Annotated in this window: 20 protein-coding genes and 1 pseudogene; 6 read left to right on the forward strand and 15 right to left on the reverse strand. The window is 67.8% G+C overall.

Annotated elements, in window-relative coordinates:
• Positions 1-429 precede the first annotated feature (429 nt).
• The gene (locus tag ACFW5B_RS07030; protein WP_386434387.1) at positions 430-1491 is read left to right on the forward strand and encodes a WXG100 family type VII secretion target; all 1062 of its coding nucleotides are present in this window, start codon (positions 430-432) and stop codon (positions 1489-1491) included.
• On the forward strand, positions 1488-2117 hold the full coding sequence (locus ACFW5B_RS07035) for a hypothetical protein (RefSeq protein WP_386434390.1): 630 nt from the start codon (positions 1488-1490) through the stop codon (positions 2115-2117). The genes ACFW5B_RS07030 and ACFW5B_RS07035 overlap by 4 nt, the downstream gene beginning before the upstream one ends.
• Positions 2118-2228: 111 nt before the next feature.
• Here the strand turns inward: ACFW5B_RS07035 and ACFW5B_RS07040 are convergent, their stop codons facing one another.
• A complete protein-coding gene (locus tag ACFW5B_RS07040; RefSeq protein WP_386434393.1) occupies positions 2229-2378 on the reverse strand; it encodes a hypothetical protein in 150 nt (49 codons plus the stop codon).
• 69 nt (positions 2379-2447) lie between these two features.
• On the opposite strand from ACFW5B_RS07040, the gene ACFW5B_RS07045 reads away from it, so the two are divergent.
• Positions 2448-3872, forward strand: a complete 1425-nt coding sequence (locus ACFW5B_RS07045) for a recombinase family protein (protein WP_386434396.1) — start codon at positions 2448-2450, stop codon at positions 3870-3872.
• 164 nt (positions 3873-4036) lie between these two features.
• Here the strand turns inward: ACFW5B_RS07045 and ACFW5B_RS07050 are convergent, their stop codons facing one another.
• From ACFW5B_RS07050 to ACFW5B_RS07100, 11 genes and pseudogenes are all read right to left on the reverse strand, one after another.
• A complete protein-coding gene (locus ACFW5B_RS07050) occupies positions 4037-4447 on the reverse strand; it encodes a hypothetical protein (RefSeq protein WP_386434399.1) in 411 nt (136 codons plus the stop codon).
• A 25-nt stretch (positions 4448-4472) separates the two neighbouring features.
• The gene (locus ACFW5B_RS07055) at positions 4473-4928 is read right to left on the reverse strand and encodes a hypothetical protein (protein ID WP_386434402.1); all 456 of its coding nucleotides are present in this window, start codon (positions 4926-4928) and stop codon (positions 4473-4475) included.
• Between the two features lie 909 nt (positions 4929-5837).
• On the reverse strand, positions 5838-7187 hold the full coding sequence (locus ACFW5B_RS07060) for a replication initiator (protein WP_386434405.1): 1350 nt from the start codon (positions 7185-7187) through the stop codon (positions 5838-5840).
• Between the two features lie 21 nt (positions 7188-7208).
• On the reverse strand, positions 7209-7403 hold the full coding sequence (locus ACFW5B_RS07065) for a hypothetical protein (protein ID WP_069567944.1): 195 nt from the start codon (positions 7401-7403) through the stop codon (positions 7209-7211).
• Positions 7400-8049: pseudogene (locus ACFW5B_RS07070) on the reverse strand (FtsK/SpoIIIE domain-containing protein); the annotation flags it as partial. The pseudogene ACFW5B_RS07070 and the gene ACFW5B_RS07065, both read right to left, overlap by 4 nt.
• Complete coding sequence (locus ACFW5B_RS07075) at positions 8040-8993, reverse strand: IS481 family transposase (protein ID WP_386434409.1); 954 nt, start codon at positions 8991-8993, stop codon at positions 8040-8042. The pseudogene ACFW5B_RS07070 and the gene ACFW5B_RS07075, both read right to left, overlap by 10 nt.
• A gap of 680 nt (positions 8994-9673) precedes the next feature.
• A complete protein-coding gene (locus ACFW5B_RS07080; RefSeq protein WP_386434413.1) occupies positions 9674-11026 on the reverse strand; it encodes a dicarboxylate/amino acid:cation symporter in 1353 nt (450 codons plus the stop codon).
• 450 nt (positions 11027-11476) lie between these two features.
• On the reverse strand, positions 11477-11767 hold the full coding sequence (locus tag ACFW5B_RS07085) for a DUF4229 domain-containing protein (RefSeq protein WP_386434416.1): 291 nt from the start codon (positions 11765-11767) through the stop codon (positions 11477-11479).
• Positions 11768-11914: 147 nt separating this feature from the next.
• A complete protein-coding gene (locus tag ACFW5B_RS07090; RefSeq protein WP_386434419.1) occupies positions 11915-12439 on the reverse strand; it encodes a GNAT family N-acetyltransferase in 525 nt (174 codons plus the stop codon).
• Between the two features lie 44 nt (positions 12440-12483).
• The gene (gene mqnE, locus ACFW5B_RS07095; RefSeq protein WP_386434590.1) at positions 12484-13647 is read right to left on the reverse strand and encodes an aminofutalosine synthase MqnE; all 1164 of its coding nucleotides are present in this window, start codon (positions 13645-13647) and stop codon (positions 12484-12486) included.
• A 172-nt stretch (positions 13648-13819) separates the two neighbouring features.
• The gene (locus ACFW5B_RS07100; RefSeq protein ID WP_386434422.1) at positions 13820-14278 is read right to left on the reverse strand and encodes an Lrp/AsnC family transcriptional regulator; all 459 of its coding nucleotides are present in this window, start codon (positions 14276-14278) and stop codon (positions 13820-13822) included.
• A gap of 121 nt (positions 14279-14399) precedes the next feature.
• Here ACFW5B_RS07100 and ACFW5B_RS07105 point away from each other — a divergent pair, with 121 nt between their 5' ends.
• Positions 14400-14531 carry a hypothetical protein gene (locus ACFW5B_RS07105; RefSeq protein ID WP_386434425.1) on the forward strand — a complete coding sequence of 44 codons (132 nt, stop codon included), beginning with the start codon at positions 14400-14402 and terminating at the stop codon, positions 14529-14531.
• Here ACFW5B_RS07105 and ACFW5B_RS07110 read toward each other — a convergent pair.
• Complete coding sequence (locus tag ACFW5B_RS07110) at positions 14528-15256, reverse strand: UbiX family flavin prenyltransferase (RefSeq protein WP_386434427.1); 729 nt, start codon at positions 15254-15256, stop codon at positions 14528-14530. The genes ACFW5B_RS07105 and ACFW5B_RS07110 overlap by 4 nt on opposite strands.
• A 117-nt stretch (positions 15257-15373) precedes the next feature.
• Between ACFW5B_RS07110 and ACFW5B_RS07115 the strand changes: the two genes are divergently transcribed.
• Both ACFW5B_RS07115 and ACFW5B_RS07120 read left to right on the forward strand, forming a co-directional pair.
• The gene (locus tag ACFW5B_RS07115) at positions 15374-15967 is read left to right on the forward strand and encodes a rhomboid family intramembrane serine protease (RefSeq protein WP_386434430.1); all 594 of its coding nucleotides are present in this window, start codon (positions 15374-15376) and stop codon (positions 15965-15967) included.
• A 94-nt stretch (positions 15968-16061) separates the two neighbouring features.
• Entirely contained in the window at positions 16062-16703 is a 642-nt protein-coding gene (locus ACFW5B_RS07120; RefSeq protein ID WP_386434433.1) for a DUF4870 domain-containing protein, read from the forward strand.
• A 196-nt stretch (positions 16704-16899) separates the two neighbouring features.
• Here the strand turns inward: ACFW5B_RS07120 and mqnP are convergent, their stop codons facing one another.
• Together mqnP and ACFW5B_RS07130 are read right to left on the reverse strand one after the other, a co-directional pair.
• Entirely contained in the window at positions 16900-17802 is a 903-nt protein-coding gene (mqnP, locus tag ACFW5B_RS07125) for a menaquinone biosynthesis prenyltransferase MqnP (RefSeq protein ID WP_386434436.1), read from the reverse strand.
• Positions 17799-19253 (reverse strand): menaquinone biosynthesis decarboxylase, encoded by a 1455-nt coding sequence (locus ACFW5B_RS07130; protein ID WP_386434439.1) that lies wholly within the window; start codon positions 19251-19253, stop codon positions 17799-17801. The genes mqnP and ACFW5B_RS07130 overlap by 4 nt, the downstream gene beginning before the upstream one ends.
• Positions 19254-19339 lie beyond the last annotated feature (86 nt).

The following is a 19339-nucleotide window of genomic DNA, read 5'->3' on the forward strand; positions in this document are numbered from 1 at the left end:
GGTCGCCTCATCGCCCCCTGGGTACAGTGCAGGTCAAGTAATCACCCTGTTTCCGCAAAGACTTGAGATGGCGCGGAGTCAGGGGACGCGGCAGGTCAACGGGAGGACGGGGCGAATGGGTGGCACGGGGTACGACGTAGAGAGCTCGGCTCTACGTCGCTACGCGGACGCGGCGGACCAGGCGGCGGACCAGGTGGAGAAGATCCGGAACCGGGTCGGCAAACTGAAGCTGTCCAGCGGTGTGTTCGGCCAGCTGGCGGAGTCCGACGGCCTCAAGTCGGACTACGACACGCAGTCCGAGGAGGCGGTGAACGACCTCCACGACGTCAAGGAGTCGCTGGGCGCCATCGCCGACGGGGTTCGTCTGTCGGCCGAGGCGTACGACAACAACGAGGATGACCAGGTCTACGCCCTCGGCGGAGGGGCCTCGTGAGCCAGGCACTGGAGCGCATCGGGTTCGACGTCGACTGGAGCAACCCGCTGGCGGGTGCGCTCGACTCCGTCATCCGGGGAGCCATCAAGGATCTCGGCCTCGACGAATATCTGGAGAAGGTCAGCGGCGACAACGAGAAGCTGATCGAAACCGCCAGGGAATGGCGGGCCGCGGCCCGTGACATGAACGGCGTCGTCGAGGACCTGCTGGCCGAGCGCAAGACGTTGCAGCGGTCATGGACCGGCGAGGCGTCCGAGGCCTTCGGCGGCGTCATGACCGAGTTCGAAAAGGCCCTCAAGGCCGAGGCCGAGGACATGATCACGGTCGCCGAACTCCTGGAGATGGCCGCCGAGGCGTGCACCGAGGCCGAGAACACGATGATCGAGCTGATCACCGAGATCGTCGAGGCGCTGCTGGTGGCGGCCGCGACGGCGGCGATCGTCGCGATCCTCACCGCCGGTGTCGGCGCCGCGATCGGTCCGCTCATCGGCGCCGCGGGGGCCACGCACCGCGCGATGAAGGCCGTACGGATCACCGCGAAGCTGGCGGACAAGCTCAAGGATCTCGCCGACCGGATGCGGGCGGTGCAAAAGCTGCGGCGGGCGCGTATCAAGGCCAAGGCGCTGTGGCGGAACAAGAACGCCCGCAAGAAGATCAGCAAGAACGTCAAGCGGATCGCCAAGAAGGCAGCGGGCGCCAAGGCGGCCGGTGCCGCCCTCAATGCGGCGCCGCTGGCGAACAGCGTCATCGAACACCACACCGGCGTCGACGTCGGCGAATGGGCCTCCGAGAAGGCCGCCGGCGTCACCGAGAAGGTCTCCGACGCAGGCAACAGGGCCGAGCGTGCGATCCACGACGCCACCGGCATCAAAGAGGTGCACGTCGGCGACAAGAGCTGGGATCTTGAGCACCAGACGGACAACCCGGCCGCCCCGAAGGCCGAACAGCCGACGGAACAGCAGAAGCAGTACGCCGACCGGCCCGAGCCGCAGCGCTTCGACGAGCGTCTGGCGGAGGCCGTCCCACGGTCGAAGCCGGTTCGGGAGGTCTTCGGATGAGTCTGCGGGTTGCCTGGGGAAGGGTGCCGTACAAGGAGGCGAGGGAGCGCGCGGCGCAGGCACTGCCGGCCGGGGAGCGTCTCGTACAGAACGAAGTCGCTCTCCCCGGGCGGAAGTTGCCCAAGCCGTGGCGGTGGAACCGTCCCCGCGTCCTGGTCGGCCACCGCCTCCCGGGCGACCGCTGGGAAGGCACCAAGCGGGCCTTCTGGTCGGTCTACTGGCGTCTCGACGCGATCCTCGAACCGATCCCCGAGCTCTTCGGGGGGCGGCGCCCGAAGGGCAAGGCGCTCAAGGGCGGCTGGGGAAGCCTGGCGGGCGGGCTGGCCACCGCCCTGTGGCCCCGCTCGGCGACCACCGACGCGCTACCGGTGCTCCAGCTCACCGACCGCGGACTGCGGATCAGCTATGTCCAGCGGGGCCGCCGCCGCGGCGAACTGGGCGCCGTCGAGCCGGGTTGGAGCACGGCGGCGGAGCAGGTGGCCTGGGTCCGGCACCGTACCGACATCGACGCCGACACCTTCGAGTTCGGCTTCACGGACGGCTCCTGGGCCCGTGTGGAGCTGCCGAGCCAGCACGCCGTGTACTTCACCGAGTGCTTTCCCCAGGCGGAAACGGGGCGGCCCTAGAGCTGCGACCGTCGCAGGCGACCGTCGCAGGCCTCCCCGGCGAGGCTGTACACACGGATGCGCCCCGACCTTCTCTGCAGGGTCGGGGCGCATCCGTGTGGCGGGAGCAGGTCAGGCGGCAGCAGTCGCCGGGACCTTCTCCTCCGCGGCGGCGACAGCCGTCGTGCTCGGGCTGATGCTCTTCGCCCCGCCGTACGCCTCCCGGTCCAGGATCTGCTCCCTGGCGGAGACCAGGATCGGGATGACGGACTGACCGGCCACGTACGTAACTGCACACTGAGTATGTACGTTGCTCAGTGCGCTACCGAACCGCCGGGAGGGGTGGGCCAGTTGAAGCCCAAGCGCGTCGGGATCTACGTCCGTATCAGCAAGGACCGCAAAGGTCAGGAGCTGGGCATCCAGCGCCAGGAGAAGGCATGCCGCGAGCTGTGTGAGCGTATGAGGTGGACGGTCCACAAGGTCTACCCCGAGAACGACACCTCAGCATCCACTACCAGCCGGAAGAAGCGCCCTCAGTACGCCGAGATGATGCGGGACGCCCGGGACGGCGTGATTGACGCGATCGTCGTCTACTCGATCGACCGGCTCACGCGCCGCATCACCGAGCTGACTGCCTTCCTGGAGGAGCAGAAGGAGCACGGCTTCGCGTTCGCCACCACGGAGGGCGAGGACACCTCCACCGCGAACGGCCGGATGATCCTCACCATCAAAGGCGCGGTCGCCCAACAGGAGACCGAGCGCATGGCGGAGCGCGTGAACACCTCGCTGCTACAACGCAGGGAGAAGGGCAAGCCTCACGCCGGCGGCCCGCGGGTCTTCGGCTTCGAGGAGGGCTCGAACTTCCAGCGCCTTGTGTCGGCGGAGGTCGAGCTCATCCGTATCGGCTACGAGATGCTCATGAACCGCCAAACGCCCGGCGACATTGTCCGCTTGTGGAACGCGAAGGGCTCCCGCACCTCCGGCGCACAAACCGCCTGGAGCATCCAGAAGGTCAAGCGCATCTACCGGTCCGAACGTGTGGGGGGCATCGTCACTTACAAGGGGCAGGACATCGGCGACAGCGTGTATCCACACCCCCTCACTCGCGAAGAGTGGGAGAACGTGCAGGCCATCCTGGACCGGCGGAGCGGCGCCAGGAAGCCCGGCACAGCGAAGAGGAAGCACCTGTACTCGGGATTCCTGAAGTGCGGCGGCTGCGGATCGACCATGCGCGTCCAGTGGGCAACGATCCAGGGCCGGAGATTCCGTCGTACGTTCTGCCACTCCGGAGCGGTGGGACGCAACGGTGAACTGGGCTGCGGCAAGGTGAACCGTTCGTACGCCTGGATCGAGGACCGGCTCAACGAAGTGGTCGAAGCAGCGCTGAACCACCGGGCGCCCAAGCCCACCGCAGTGCCCACTGAAGACCTCTCCGGAGAGATCAACGTCCTGGAAGAGCGCATTCGCGGCCTGCGCAAGCGCTGGAAGGCGGGGGACATGGAGGATGAAGACTACTTCGACTCCTTGGCCCACCTCCGGAGTCAGCTGCAAGACCTCCGAGTGCGGGAGGCTGCGTCAGCGGTCAGGGAGGCACGCACCGAGACCGACGCTCTGGCCGTCTGGCGAGACGACAACGAGCAGAACCTTGAGCGTCGGCGAGCCCTTGTGGCCACGGTGATCAAGGAGGTCAGCGTCTACAGCGTGGGACGGGGGCGTAGGAAGCCTCCCGAGATCGACTCCATCAAGATCACGCCGATCGGCGCCGAAAGGCCCTGACGCATCGGTCAGCGTCGGCATAGCCGGAGGCGGCCCGCCAGTGGGTCAGGCCCGACCCGAAGCCGGTTCAGCGGGCACCTCGGATACTAAGCCGCTGCAGGTGCCACTAGGGTGTGAGCACGGTAGTTGTAAGAATCCGTGCTCACACCCTCCTGAGTGGCAAACTATGCCGCGTATTGGCCTACCGGGCATGTCCAACTGGCGATGCCATTTGGATCCTTCCAGACCACTGCATTGCCGACAATGCCTGGCGCTGCCGGCCGCTGTGTTCCCGGCACCAATGGGAGCCCAACGGCATAGAGTTCCACGAATGCGGTAGGCAACCGGTCGGCGAGTTCGTAAAGCACCTCTTGGTCACTCCACGAGGTGTCGACGCTGAAGCCGCACTTCATTCCCGAGTCATTTTCAATGACGACATCAAGATGACTTTCGGTGTCGCCCGGGAGGTAAGAGACCGTAGGGCCGTATTTTTTGCCACCGGGATCGAGATCGTGCAGCACCTGAGCCACCAGCATAGATAGCTGTATCATCTCATGCTCTCCCATGTTTTGAATCTCGGGTGCGAGATGCAGCATATCAGCAACTAGCGCCAACCTTGGATTAAATCGGGTGGACGATGAACTTGAATTCTGTAACGATGTGCCGCGTCCCCCCGCGCCCAATCGGAAATTTCTCGTCGATCACTAGCTTGTACGGCTTGTTCGCGCGCACCGTGGTGGACGAGTGAACCAAGTAATTTGCGGGAATCGAACCGTGTGTATCCTTGTACCCTGTGGACTTTCCATTCAAGTAGAGTTTTGCCGTTTCGGACATCACCCCCTTGGCCGCTGCGGAAATTTTAGAGTGCAGCCGGAAGCTCCAGGCAAACGTTTCCTTTTCTCCGAAGTGAATTTGACCCGAGAACCGACCGAACCGAGTGTTTCCGGAGATGCTGGGGTCCCTCAAAGAGAAGAAGTTCGTGTCGCTCCAGCCACTGTCCCTTACCCCCTGACTCTTCCCACCCTTGATCGTTTCACTTACACTGCGCGACGAGACTGACACCTCAGAAGACTTCACCGGAGAACGTTCATCTCGGCCTGAAGCCACCGCTGGTGCGACTGTCGCAACCATTGACGCCAATGCCACTGCAGCGACAATCGAGGATTTACTGACACACTTCATTGATTCATGTCCCCCTTCGACACCCCAGGTCAGGGGGTGCCTCTAAAACGATTACTGATGCCACTTACGGCCGACTGAGTCTCTTTTGGATATCGCCGTACGGCGCGATTCCCTGTTCTTTCTTGGCGCAGGAGAACCGGCAACTATGCTGCGTCATCTCGCGATGCCGGATGCCCGTTTGACGCAACAGGGAAGAGAGGGTCAGAGGCGGGCGAACGTCGACACGTGCGCGAGAAGCTTCACCCGGTGACCAGCGTGCAGAGTTGGAGGTTCTGAAGGCCGCAAACCTTTTTGCCTCGCCATGGCACAGAACTGCCATTCTTTATGGTCTTCACTGGTCCCCCGTCTCCGCGATGTACTGCGATCTCGAAATTTATATCGATTAGAGAACCGCGCGGTCCAGTTATTTAAGTGCGGACGGCTCAAAGTGCCCCACCTGGCCAAATCGCCACCGATGGCAGGCGGTTGACGAGGGGCGGTTTCCCATCCCACGAGCCCCCTCGGCAGCATGGGACACGGCCTAAGGGTCTGTCCGGGCATTCATGCAACCGCCCCTGACCGGATCGCTGGTGCGGGCATGAGGATCTGCCGGAGCAGCATGGCGCTTGGAAGACCGTGTAGGAGCGTCACCGGCTCCCGCTCACAGACGGCACAATGGGAACGACTACCACATCGGGGGGCATAACATCCTTCGCTTGATCGGATAGATATCCGTCGACAACGGCGTTCACGCGAGCGTCGTAGTCGTCCGGAGGTACCCATCGCGCGAGCACATCAGTAATCCACTTCGGGAGCGCTCGCGGCTCAGCGGCGTTCACTGTCACCCCCGCCGGCTCGCAGCTCCTCCCGCGTGATCTCTCGCGTGCGGGCAATGTCTTCGGCGACTCCCGCGGCGATGAGGGCAGCGGCCGATGTGTGACCGGAGCCGACATAGCGCCAGGAAGCATCCGTGAGTGCGCCGACCACGGCGTCGTGCCCCTCATGTGCAGCGCGCTCCGCCCGCAGTGCCGCATATGTCGCTGAATACGAGCGGGACTTAGTGAGAATGTGGCCGCGGAATCCGAGGGTGTGGGTCCAGGACCGCAGCCGCATCTGTTCGAACTCGGCCAGCCCGCCAAGCCTCCAGCAGGTGTGCATCAGGGTCCGGACATGCGCAGAGGCAGGCATCGCGTCGATGTCATCCCAAGCCGAGAGCCGTCGATCTGCGCCAGCCGCCGTTTCGCTCGCTCCCTTGGTGACGTACTTGGCCACGTACGCAGCCACGGCGTCATCACTCAGGCCGTGGTCCTCAGGGCGAGCACGGAGCGGCCGAACGTCGATCTCCTGGCCCCAGCGCAATGCGTGTTCACCGACGGCCCGGCTGTACGGCGCCTGCACGACCACGGAGCGGGCAGCAGCCTGCACGGCGGACGCGAGTCGATCGGCTGCTCCCCATGCCGGCGGGGGTTCTGCCGGACCGGCCGGGCCGTCGAGCCGGACGATGGCGTGGACGTGGACCGCCGCGCGCTTCTGGTACTCGGCCACCTTGGCGAAGGACAGCCGGGCGTGATCGGGGAAGTGGCTCTGGGGTAGGCCGGCCGCCACAGCGAGGCGTCGACGGACGGCACGTGTGAACCGGTCCCAGAGCTGACCGGCGTGCGAGTGCCAGAGGACGTGCGCCACGTAGTCGTAGCAGTCAGCGCAGAGCGGTTGGCCGACCAGGGGGTCAGCGGGGTCGTGGACGGAGGAGCAGCCGGTCGGGCGTTCGTGAGTGCAGTGGGCCGCATGGCGTCGCGGCCGGCAGCGTTCACCGGCGGTGGACGCGCGATGAACCGGGCCGAAGGACGGGGCGGTCAGGGTGACGAAGAGCCGGGGGTGTTCGCGCACGTCGTCCGGGACGTTCTTGCCGCCGATGAGCCCGGCGCGGACGAGGTGGAACGTGTCTCCGGCGTGGAGGCGGGAGCACGGTGCGCAGACGGTGGCGCGGCGGTTGCGGCAGCGGACGAGGAGGCGTTCGCCGGGTTCGTTTCGTGTGTCGTAGCTGTGCAGGATCTCGCCGGTCGTGGCGTCGCGCGTGGTGGTCGAGCCGGCCAGGTGGATCGGGTTGGCGCAGCCGCCGGTCCAGGTGGTACGGGACCCTTCGCCCTTGCAGTGAGGGCAGCGCACACGGCGCATGGGCGTATGTGTCTCCCGTTCCTAGGTGTGTTGGAAGCCGGAGAAGACCCAGGTCACGAGGCCGTTGATGGTGAAGATGACCGGGGTCTGGCCGATGTAGACGCCGAAGAGTGCGATCAGTACGGCCTCCCAGGCCCGGACGTCGCGGGAGCGCACCAGGAGCACGGTGATGATTCCGAAGGCCACCGCGAACGGGATGGCTGCTACGTCGCTCATGCGTCTGCCTCCGCGTCCAGGGATTCCAGGGCTCGTGCGAGGCCCGGCAGTTCGGGGGCCAGGTCGGCGTACTTCACCGCGGCTTCCTTTGCCTCTTCAGCCCGTGTGAGGTGCGAGCGGGCTCGTCCCCAGCCGCCGTCCGTCCCGGTGCAAACGGCTACGCCCTTCTCCTCCGCGCTGATCGACTGAGCTACGGCCACGGCGTCCTTGTTGAGGTCGCCGAGGGTCATCTCCGCCGTGCCGGGTCGTTCACCCGGTGGCAGATCCGACCGCCGAGCTGGGCCCGCAAGGCGGTGACGCCGGAGCCGAGTTCAGAGCCGACCCGCTGCCCGGCGACCACCAGGTGGAGTCCGAGTGCGCCGCCGAGCTGAGCCAGTCGCAGGAGGTACGTGGAGCACTGCTCCGCCTCCGCCCGGTCCACCCGGGTTCCGTTGGACAGGTACAACTCGGCCAGTTCGTCGACGATGAGGACGACCGGAGCCGGCCGCTGTTTCTCGGGCAGCTCCCAGATCGAGCGCGCGCCCGCCGCCCGGCAGATGCGCATCCGGTCCTGCGTCTCCACCACGAGCGCGCCGAGTATGGCGGCATCCTCGCGGCGGCAGGTGGCCAGAGCGGTGAGCCGGCTGCCGAAGAGCCCTAGTTGTATTGCCCTGTGAGGTTGGGGACGCGGCTGGCGGGTGGTTGCCCCTTGAGTGCGGTGTGTCCGCGGTGGTGATTGTAGGAGTGCAGCCAGCTGGGGAACGTCTCGCGGCGTTCGGTCTCTGAGCGGTAGGGGCGAGCGTAGGCCCACTCGTCGAGGAGGGTGCGGTTGAAGCGTTCGACCTTGCCATTGGTCTGAGGCCGGTAGGGCCGGGTTCGCTTGTGCGTGATCTGGGCCCCCGCCAGCAGGTCGCGCCAGTCACGGGAGCGGTAGCAGGCACCGTTGTCGGTCAGCACCCGCTCGACGGTGATCCCGGCTGCGGTGAAGAACGTTTGCGCGCGGGCCCGGAAGGCGGTGGCGGTTTCCTTCTTCTCGTCGCTGTGGATTTCGCTGTAGGCCAGGCGGGAGTGGTCGTCGATGGCGGTGTGAAGGTAGCTGTAGCCGGCCCCGGAGCGGGTTTTGCGGCCCGCGGCCCGGCCGAGGATTTTGTGGCCGCCGCCGTCGGGGATGTTGCCGAGTTTCTTGATGTCCACGTGCACGAGTTCGCCTGGCTGGTCGCGTTCGTAGCGGCGTATACAACGGCCGGTTGCCCGGTCGAGGTGGGTGAGGCGGGCCAGGCCGAAGCGGGTCAGCACACGGTGCACGGTCGAGGGCACCAGGCCCAGCAGGTGTGCGATGCGGGCCGGGCCCCACCGGCGCAGCACGCGGACCTTGATGATCCTGCGTTCGGTGCGGGCCGGGGTGCGGCGGGGACTGTGGTGCGGGCGGCTGGAGCGGTCAGCCATCCCGGCCTGACCGAAGGCCCGGTAGCGGTCGGCCCAGCGCTGGGCGGTGGTCGGCGAGACCTGGAAGCGTTCGGCAGCCCGCCGCAGCGACCAGCCGTCGTCGACGACGCAGCGGGCAAGACGCAGCCGTCCGGTCTCGGTCAGGGGTGCATTACGGTGGGGCACGAGGGCCTTTCGGTCGGTGTAGACGTCGCAATCCACACCGAACCCGGAAGGCCCTCACCTGTTCAAGATCCCTCAGCCGAGATCTGCCTCACCTGTCCACAACCTTCCCGGACAGAACACCTGGCCCTCGACCGCGACGCCGTTCCGGAAGCTGCCCCTCAGCCACGCTCCTCCACCCGCCCCTTCTTCTTTCCTTGGCAGCATCTTCCCGATCTGCAGCAAGGTGCTATCTCCAATGGTGCAAGAAATGCAAGGGGGTTGGGATGGTTTCGCGCAGTCGCTGCTGCGGACCGTCTAGGAAGGGCAACCGACATGCCGAGCAGGAACCAGATAGCGCGGGGAGCAGTTGGCACGGGGGTCGGCTTCATAGTCGGCAGTGGCTTCAGCGCGCCCTGGTGGGTCATCGTGACAAGCACCGCGCTAACAACGGCACTCGCGACCGTCCAGACGTTGATCCCCCAGAACTCAGCGGATCGGTTGGCGTGGTGGAAGGCACGCTGGGAGCGCAAGGCTTGACCGATGCGAGCGTAGTGGCCCCAGCGAGGGCAACGCGGCAGGGAGGGGGAAGTGTTCCCCAGCAAAGCCGCGCGGTGCCGCCTCCGGCCTTCTGATGAGGCTGCGCATGGATGTGCCCCGATCTCCGTAAGGAGACCGGGGCACATCTGCAAGGCGGGATGAAGTTAGGCAGCAGCCGGCACCGAGACCTTCTCCTCCGCGTCAGCAGCGGCCGCGTTCAGGCTGATGCTCTGAGCGCTGTTGTACGCCTCGCGGTCCAGGATCCCCTCACGCGCAGCCACGAGCAACGTGCATACAGCTTGACCGGCCACGTTGGTGGCCGTGCGCATCATGTCCAGGATCGGGTCGATGGCCATCAGCAGGCCGACGCCCTCCAGGGGGAGGCCCAGGGTGGAGAGGGTCAGGGTCAGCATGACCGTCGCGCCGGTCAGGCCGGCGGTGGCGGCGGAGCCGATGACGGAGACGAAGGCGATCAGGAGGTAGTCGCCGATGCTCAGCTGGACGTCGAAGATCTGGGCGATGAAGATCGCGGCGATCGCCGGGTAGATCGAGGCGCAGCCGTCCATCTTGGTCGTCGAGCCGAACGGCACCGCGAAGGAGGCGTACTCACGCGGCACGCCGAGGCGCTCGGTGACCTGCTGGGTGACCGGCATGGTGCCGACCGACGAGCGCGAGACGAAGGCCAGCTGGATGGCGGGCCAGGCACCACGGAAGAACTGGAGCGGGTTGACCTTGGCGACGGTCGACAGCAGCAGCGGGTAGACGCCGAACATCACCAGGGCGCAGCCGACGTAGATGTCGACGGTGAAGGTCGCGTACTTGCCGATGAGGTTCCAGCCGTACGTCGCGATGGCGTTGCCGATGAGGCCGACGGTGCCGAGCGGGGCGAGGCGGATGACCCACCACAGGGCCTTCTGGAGCAGTTCGAGGACGGAGCGGCTGATCGCGAGGACCGGTTCGGCCTTCTCGCCGAGCTGGAGCGCGGCGATACCGGCGACGGCGGCCATGAAGACGATCTGCAGGACGTTCAGCTCGGTGAACGGCGTGATGATGTCGGTGGGGACGATGCCGGTGAGGAAGTCGATCCAGGAGCCGGCGTGGTCGGGGAGCTTGCCGTCCTTGGGGGTCAGGCCGGTGCCCGCGCCGGGGTTGCTGAGCAGGCCGATCGCCAGGCCGATCGCGACCGCGATCAGCGAGGTGACCATGAACCACAGCAGGGTGCGGGAGGCGAGCCGGGCGGCGTTGTTGACCTGCCGCAGGTTGGTGATCGACACCAGGATCGCGAAGAAGACCAGCGGCGCCACGGCCAGCTTCAGCAGCTGGACGAAGAGGTCGCCGATGTGCTGGAGGGTGGCGGTGAGCCAGCCGAGGTCACCGTTCTTGGCGATCCCGCCGAGCAGCACGCCGAGGGCGAGGCCGATCAGGATCTGGGCCCAGAACGGGACCTTGGGTATGCGGGAGGACGTGGGGCTCTGCGGGGCCGGTGAGGACTCGGCGGTCTCGGCAGACGGGGACAACGGACACACTCCGGGGACAGGTAAAGGCGTCAGGGGACGGCGAAAAGAAGCGCCGGGAACTCGAGCGGCTGCGGAGCAGCAGCACTGGGGGCCTCTCCCGCCCGGAGGGGTGGGGAGAAGGATCTCCGGCCGCTGGAGAAGTGAGGGTCAGCGGCGGCAACAGGCCGCGGACATACAGCGGCAGAGATCGACATGCAGGCGCGCCACGAGCGAGGTGCTCATGGGGGGCAAAGGCGCGGCTGCTGTCTTCATGACACGTACGTTAACACTTGAACTTTGAGGAACCCAAAGAAACTCTTTGAGTTGGCGGGCGGCTGATGGGCCGGACGCTCCGTCAGAAACGCGACCGGCGCCCGGCCGTGGAGCGAGGTCCACGGCGACGGGCGCCGGTCGCGAAGAAGGTGCTGTGAGGCGTCTTACATCAGGGTTCCCACGGCATGCTGCGGCCCTTTACTCGGTGCCGTCCTCCTGGCCGGCGTTGGCCGCGAGGCGCGCACGCTGGCGGTCGACCTTCTCGACGATCTGCTCGGACATCGCGTCCCGCTGCTTGCGCAGCAGCACGAAGCTGAGCGGCGCGGAGATCACGATGGCGAGCAGCAGCAGCCAGACGGTGTTGGCGGCGCCGACCGCGAGCGGGATGACGTGCAGGTACGCCAGCGCCCACACCACGGCGAACGAGGCGACGAAGAGGCCGATGCGAAGGGCGGTGTAGCGGAGCGTGGCGAAGTTGTGGCTACTCACGGACGGGACCTTCTCCTCAACGGCAACCTAAAGGGTCTGCATCCAGTCAAGCACAGCGCTTCGGACGATCTTCGCGAGCCCCGGCGCAGTACGGCCGTCGCCCCGGCGCGGTGGGGCCGTCGTCCCGCCGGCGGCCCGGCCCGGACGTCAGTCCAGGTCCAGCCACATGGTGATGTCGTCGCGGTAGTCGCCGTCCGCCAGCCGGATCGCCCCGGGCACCCGGCCGACCTCCCGGTAGCCGCAGGCCTCGTAGAAGGGGCGGGCGCCGGAGCCGCCGCGGCAGGTGAGGCGGAGGGCGGTGACGCCCTCCGCGGAGCGGGCGGCGTCGGCGACCGCCGCCATCAGCCGGCGGCCGGTGCCCCGGCCCTGGTGGTCGGGGTGGACCATGACGGTGTAGACCCACAGCCAGTGCCGCATCAGGCGGTGGTCGTTGCCGGTGAGGAACGCGGTGGCCAGCACCCGGCCGTCCGCGTCACGGCCGACGAGCAGCCGCTGGCGGCCCTCGGCCATCGCCGTCAGGTGCTTGAGGAAGTCCGGGCGGACGTCCTCACGGGTCACCGGCGGGACGAAGCCGACCGCGCCCCCGGCGTTGGAGACATCGGCCCACAGCGCGCATATCCCGTCGCGGAGTTCGGGGGTGAGCGCAGGGTCCAGGTCGAAACGCACGTTCATGACCCGGACCCTAACGCTCCCCGCAGGCGGTGCTCCCGCGCAGGTCAGACGCGCATCGGCTGCGGGGATTCGCGGCGGTCCGGGTCCGGGCCCGGGTACTCGCGGATGGCCTCGTAGCGGGTGTTGCGCTCGACGGGGCGGAAGCCGGCGTCGCGGATCAGCTCCAGCAGGTCCTCACGGGTCAGCTTGTTGGGCGTGCCGTAGTTGTCCGCGTCGTGCGTGATCTTGTACTCGACGACCGAGCCGTCCATGTCGTCCGCGCCGTGCTGCAGGGCGAGCTGAGTGGTCTGGAGACCGTGCATGACCCAGAAGCACTTCACATGCGGGACGTTGTCGAAGAGCAGACGGGAGACCGCGAAGGTCTTCAGGGCCTCGGCGCCGGTCGCCATCGTCGTCCGGGCCTGGAGCTTGTTGCGGACCTTGCCGTCCTGCATGTCGACGAAGTCGTGCTGGTAGCGCAGCGGGATGAAGACCTGGAAGCCGCCGGTCTCGTCCTGGAGCTCACGCAGCCGCAGCACGTGATCGACGCGGTGGCGGGGTTCCTCGATGTGCCCGTAGAGCATCGTCGAGGGGGTCTTGAGGCCCTTCTCGTGGGCGAGGCGGTGGATGCGCGACCAGTCTTCCCAGTGGGTGCGGTGGTCGACGATGTGCTGCCGGATCTCCCAGTCGAAGATCTCGGCGCCGCCGCCGGTCAGCGACTCCAGGCCGGCCTCGATCAGCTCGTCGAGGATCTCGGAGGCGGAGAGCCCGGAGATGGTCTCGAAGTGGTGGATCTCGGTGGCGGTGAAGGCCTTCAGCGAGACGTTCGGCAGCGCCTTCTTCAGCTCGCTGAGCGAACGCGGGTAGTAGCGCCACGGCAGGTTGGGGTGGAGCCCGTTGACGATGTGCAGCTCGGTGAGGTTGTCGTTCTCCATCGCCTTGGCGAGGCGGACGGCCTCCTCGATGCGCATCGTGTACGCGTCCTTCTCGCCCGGCTTGCGCTGGAAGGAGCAGTAGGCGCACGACGCGGTGCACACATTCGTCATGTTGAGGTGACGGTTGACGTTGAAGTGGACGACGTCGCCGTTCTTGCGCGTGCGCACCTCATGGGCGAGACCGCCCAGCCAGGCCAGATCGTCGGACTCGTAGAGGGCGATACCGTCCTCGCGGGTCAGCCGCTCCCCGGCGTGGACCTTCGCCTCCAGCTCGCGCTTGAGGCCCACATCCATCGACGCAGCCATCCGGTCGCCTCCCAGTCTCTGCCGTATCGGTGCCGTTCCTCCGGAGCCCTACCCCGGAGCCGGAAACGGGCTTCGTCGAGCGTACTCCCCCGTAATGGGCGCGGTCGGGGCCCCCTGGCGCGCCCGTCCGCTCCGGGGTGTCCCGCCGTCGCCCGGTGGCCTATTCGGTCTCTTCGGGCAGTTCGCCGACGCGGTTCTCCCACTTGGTGGAGAGCACGATCGTGGTGCGCGTACGGGAGACGCCCTTGGTGCCGGACAGCCGCCGGATGGTGCGCTCCAGGCCGTCCACGTCGCCCACCCGCACCTTGAGCATGTAGGAGTCGTCGCCGGCGATGAACCAGCAGTCCTCGATCTCTTCGAGGTCGCGCAGCCGCTGCGCGACGTCCTCGTGGTCGGTGGCGTCCGACAGCGAGATGCCCACCAGCGCGGTGACGCCGAGACCGAGCGAGGCGGCGTCGACCGTCGCGCGGTAGCCGGTGATCACCCCGGCCGCTTCGAGGCGGTTGATCCGGTCCGTGACGCTGGGTCCGGAGAGGCCGACGAGCCGGCCGAGCTCCGCGTACGACGCCCGGCCGTTCTCGCGAAGTGCCTGGATGAGCTGCCTGTCCACCGCGTCCATGCCCTCAAGCCTTCCAATCTTTACGCATTTTCCGGTTCTGCATGTAAAATCTAAGGCATACAGGGTCCAAACCCTGCGAATCTTTCAGCCGATCACAGACGATCTCACAGGAGCTGTCACCGTGTACTCGATCGAGATGGCCTACGCCCGCATGCGCGAGCTGCAGGACCAGGCCAATCGTTCACGTGCCCACCAGGCCGCGGCACCGCGGACCCGGCGCCTCTTCGGACGCGCCGCGGCGAAGAAGCGCTAAGGAGCCCCCGGGGCCCCCTCCGCTTCCTTGGAGCCGCCCCGCAGCTCCCCCTCCCACCGCCGGTACAGCCCGTGCGGCACCTCGGCCGCATCGAGCGCCCGGCCCGCGACGAAATCCACCAGATCCTGGATGTGCGTCGCCCCCGCATAGAACGCCGGCGAGGCGGGCAGCACCACGGCGCCCGCCTCGTCCAGCGTCACCAGATGCTTCAGCGTCGGCCCGTTCAACGGCGTCTCGCGCACCGCGACCACCAGCCGCCGCCGCTCCTTGAGCGTCACGCTCGCCACCCGCTGCAGCAGATCCTTCGACAGCCCGAGCGCCACCCCGGCCACACACGCCGTGCTCGCCGGGACGATCAGCATCCCCTTCAACGGATACGAGCCCGACGAGGGCCCGGCCGCCAGATCCCCGGCCGGCCAGTACCGCACATCCGCCAGGTCCGCCTCCGCCACCGGAAACGTCCCCGGCTTGCCATCGGCCCCACGCGCCAGCCATTCCCGCAGGTCGGCGCGCCAGTGAGCGTCCCGGAAGGCGATCCCCGTCTCGTCCAGGAGGGTCAGCCGCGACGCCCGGCTGACGATCAGATCCACCGCCTCCCCGGCGGCGAGCAGCCCGCGCAGGACGGACGCCGCATACGGCGTCCCGGACGCGCCGGAGATCCCCACGACCCACGGACGGCGTCGGCCGGGGTCCGGCTTGCTGGTGTCGTTGTGCGGCGGCTCCACGCATCGAGCCTATCCGGCGGAACCATGGACCCCCTCACGGCCGTTCCTACCTGTACGCCCCTCGCGGAGATCCGCCGAGGGCCGCCCCACCGGGGGACGAGAAAGGGACGGCCGGAGATGACCTCACGAGCGAAGCCCGCGATCTGTCTGATGCTGGGCTGGGTGGCCCTGCTCTGGCTGCTGGAGGGCGTCGACTTCGCCACCGGCGGCGCGCTGGACACCTTCGGGATCACCCCGCGGGAGCCCGCCGAGCTGGCCGACATCGTGCCCGCCGCGTTCCTGCACTTCGGCTTCGGCCACCTCGCGGCGAACACCCTTCCGTTGCTGCTGCTCGGCCTGGTCGCCGCGCTGCGCAGCGGGGTGCGCCGCTTCCTCGCCGTCACCCTGCTGATCATCCTGGCCAGCGGTCTCGGCGTCTGGCTCACGGCCGCGCCGGACAGCAACACCGCGGGCGCCTCCGGCGTCGTCTTCGGCCTCTTCGGCTACCTCCTGGTCCGCGGCTTCATCGAGCGCAAGCCCCTCGACATCGGCATCGGCCTGGTGGTGGGCGTGCTCTACGGCTCGATCCTCTGGGGCGCGCTGCCGACCGACAGCGGCATCAGCTGGCAGGGGCATCTGTTCGGGCTCATAGGCGGGGTGCTGGCGGCCTTCGCCTTCCGCGTGCGCGCTCCCGGCGACCTGACCGCCACCACTGTCCGACCCATCACGTAGCCTCGGCGGAAACGGGAAACGGGAGCCGCGGAGCCGTACGCACGGCCCGCACCGCGCGCCGCTGCGCGCGAGACGCACGACGGGGGGACTGCGTATGTCCGACTACCACCAGCCCGGTCAGCCTCACTACGGACCACCGGCCGGCGGACCGCAGCAGCCGTACGGCACACCGCAGCAGGGCTGGCCCGGCGCGGCGCCGGGCGGCGGCTACGGCTACCCGGGCGCACCACAGCCCGGGGCACCACAGCCCGGGGCATTCCAGGCGGGCGGCCACGGCTACGGCACCCCGCCGCCGTCGCCTTCGTCGGGGCCCGCGATGTGGTCCCACCTCGGCGCACTGCTGACCGTCACCGCGGGCTCGATGATGTGCTGCGGCCTGGGTGCCTTCCTGGGCTGGATCCACCCGCTGACCCTGCGCGGCAACGACCGCCACAAGCACGACCCGTACATCCGCCACCACGCCACCCAGGCGGTCAACTACGGCATCACCCAGGCCATCATGGCCGCCCTCGGGACGATCCTGTACTTCACCAGCGCCCTCATCTTCGCGGCGGCCGCCACCGAGGAACAGCGCAACGGCTCCGGCCTCGCGGTCCCGCTGATCACCGTGATCGTCATCTTCGGCGGCTACGCCCTCGCCGGTGTGATCTGCGCGGTCATCGGCACCGTCAAGGCCACCCGCGGCGAGCTCTGGACCTACCCACGCCTGGTCGCCTGGCCCCTCAGCAAGGGCTGACCACGGCTGGGCCGTCGCGGGTTGCGGCGCGGCTCCGGCTCCTTCCGGCAGTCCACGAGCCCACCCCCCTCACTCCGCAACGCAAGGAACCGATTACGCTCCGTAATCGTTGCCGGATAAAAGGGAGGCACGCACACGGCCCGGACGACCGCGCGATTACCCGCGCAGAAGCCCGCTCCCACCCCTCAACTGACCGTCAGACCGACAACCCCCGCACCAGCAGATCCAGCAGCGCGCACACGAAGAGCGCGATCCCGATGAACCCGTTCACCTGGAAGAACGCCCGGTTCAGCCGGGTCAGGTCGTGCGGCTTGACGATCGAGTGCTCGTACAGGAACGCGGCCGCCACGATCACCAGGCCCAGCCAGAGGAAGACCCCGGCGCCCGTCGCCACCGCGTACCAGGCGAAGAGCGCCATCGTGACGAGGTGACAGCCGCGCGCGCCCCAGATCGCGGCCGGGATGCCGAAGCGGGCCGGGACCGACCGCACGCCGATCTCGCGGTCCGTCTCCACGTCCTGGCAGGCGTAGATCAGGTCGAAGCCGCCGATCCAGATGCCGACCGCAAGGCCGAGGATCATCGCCTCCCAGGACCACGCCGCGCTGACCGCGAGCCAGGCGCCGATCGGTCCCATCGCCTGGGCCAGGCCGAGGATCGCCTGCGGGAAGTTGGTGAACCGCTTGCCGTACGGATAGACCACCATCGGCACCACCGCGAGCGGCGCGAGCGCCAGGCACAGAGGGTTCAGCAAGGCGGCGGCGCCCAGGAAGATGACCAGTGCGATCAGGGCGCCCGTCCAGGCGGACTTCACCGACACCGCGCCGGTGACCAGTTCGCGTTGCGCGGTGCGCGGGTTACGGGCGTCGATCTCGCGGTCGATGATGCGGTTCGCGGCCATCGCGAACGTCCGCAGGCCGACCATGGCGACGGTGACGAGGAGCAGCCGGTCCCAGTGGATACGCCGGTCCCACTCGTACATCGCGGTCAGCGCGGCGATGTAGGCGAAGGGCAGCGCGAAGACCGAGTGCTCGATCATCACCAGGCGCAGGAAGGCCTTGGTGCGGCCCGGCTGCGGGACCGCTGCGGATGCGCTGCTCACGAGAGGCCGTACTCCTTCCAGCGGCGGTCGACCAGCGCCGCCGTGCGCGGGTCGGACTCGACCATGTCCGGCCAGCCCCCGTCCCTCGTGTAGCCCTCCTCGGGCCACTTCTTCGTCGCGTCGATCCCCGCCTTGCCGCCCCAGAACTGCTGGTAGGAGGCGTGGTCGAGATGGTCGACGGGGCCTTCGACGACAGTGAGGTCGCGGGCGTAGTCGGTGTTGCCGAGCGCCCGCCACGACACCTCGTGGAGGTTGTGCACATCGCAGTCCGCGTCCACGACCACGATCAGTTTGGTCAGCGACATCATGTGCGCGCCCCAGATGGCGTGCATGACCTTCTGCGCGTGCTTGGGGTACTTCTTGTCGATCGAGACGATCGCGCAGTTGTGGAAGCCGCCGGACTCGGGGAGGTGGTAGTCCACGATGTCCGGGACGATGATCTTGAGGAGCGGGAGGAAGAACCGCTCCGTCGCCCGGCCCAGCGGCCCGTCCTCCGTCGGCGGCCGGCCGACCACGATCGACTGGAGCAGCGGCCGCTTACGCATCGTCACGCAGTCGATGGTCAGCGCCGGGAACGGCTCCTGCGGTGTGTAGAAGCCGGTGTGGTCGCCGAACGGCCCCTCGGGCAGCATCTCGCCGGGCTCCAGCCAGCCCTCGATGACGACCTCGGCGTTCGCCGGGACCTGCAGCGGGACGGTCTTGCAGTCGACCATCTCGATCCGCTTGCCCTGGAGGAAGCCCGCGAAGAGGTACTCGTCGATGTCCCCGGGCAGCGGCGCGGTCGAGGCGTACGTCACGGCCGGCGGGCAGCCGAAGGCGATGGCGACCGGCAGCCTTTCGCCGCGCTTGGCGGCGACCTGGTAGTGGTTGCGGCTGTCCTTGTGGATCTGCCAGTGCATGCCGATGGTGCGCTTGTCGTGGCGCTGGAGGCGGTAGAGGCCCAGGTTGCGGACGCCGGTCTCGGGGTGCTTGGTGTGCGTGAGCCCCAGATTGAAGAACGAGCCGCCGTCCTCGGGCCAGGTGAACAGCGCGGGCAGCCGGTCGAGGTCGACGTCGTCGCCCCGGAGCACGACCTCCTGGACGGGCGCTTCCTTGACCTTCTTCGGCGGCACGTGCGTCATGCCGGCGAGCTTCCCGAACGCCTCGCGTACGCCGACGAAGCCGTGCGGCAGCTCCGGCTTGAGCAGTCCGCCGATCTTGCCGCTGATCTCCTCGTACGACGTGAGATCGAGCGCCTTGAGGAGCCGTCGGTCGGTGCCGTAGACGTTCATGGCGAGCGGCATCGCCGAGTCCTTGACGTTCTCGAAGAGCAGCGCCGGGCCACCGGACTTCTGCACCCGGTCCACGATCTCGCCGACTTCCAGATACGGGTCGACCTCGGCCTTGATGCGCTTGAGATCGCCTTCCCGCTCGAGCGCGCGCAGGAACGAGCGAAGATCGTCATAAGCCATGCGTTCCAGTATCGGGTACGCACTACCCTGGACGGGTCACCGGGCCCCGTCGCGGGCCCGCCGTCGCGCGCAGGGGGCCCGTTCCG

The organism is Streptomyces sp. NPDC058773 (assembly GCF_042746015.1).
GTDB lineage: Bacteria > Actinomycetota > Actinomycetes > Streptomycetales > Streptomycetaceae > Streptomyces.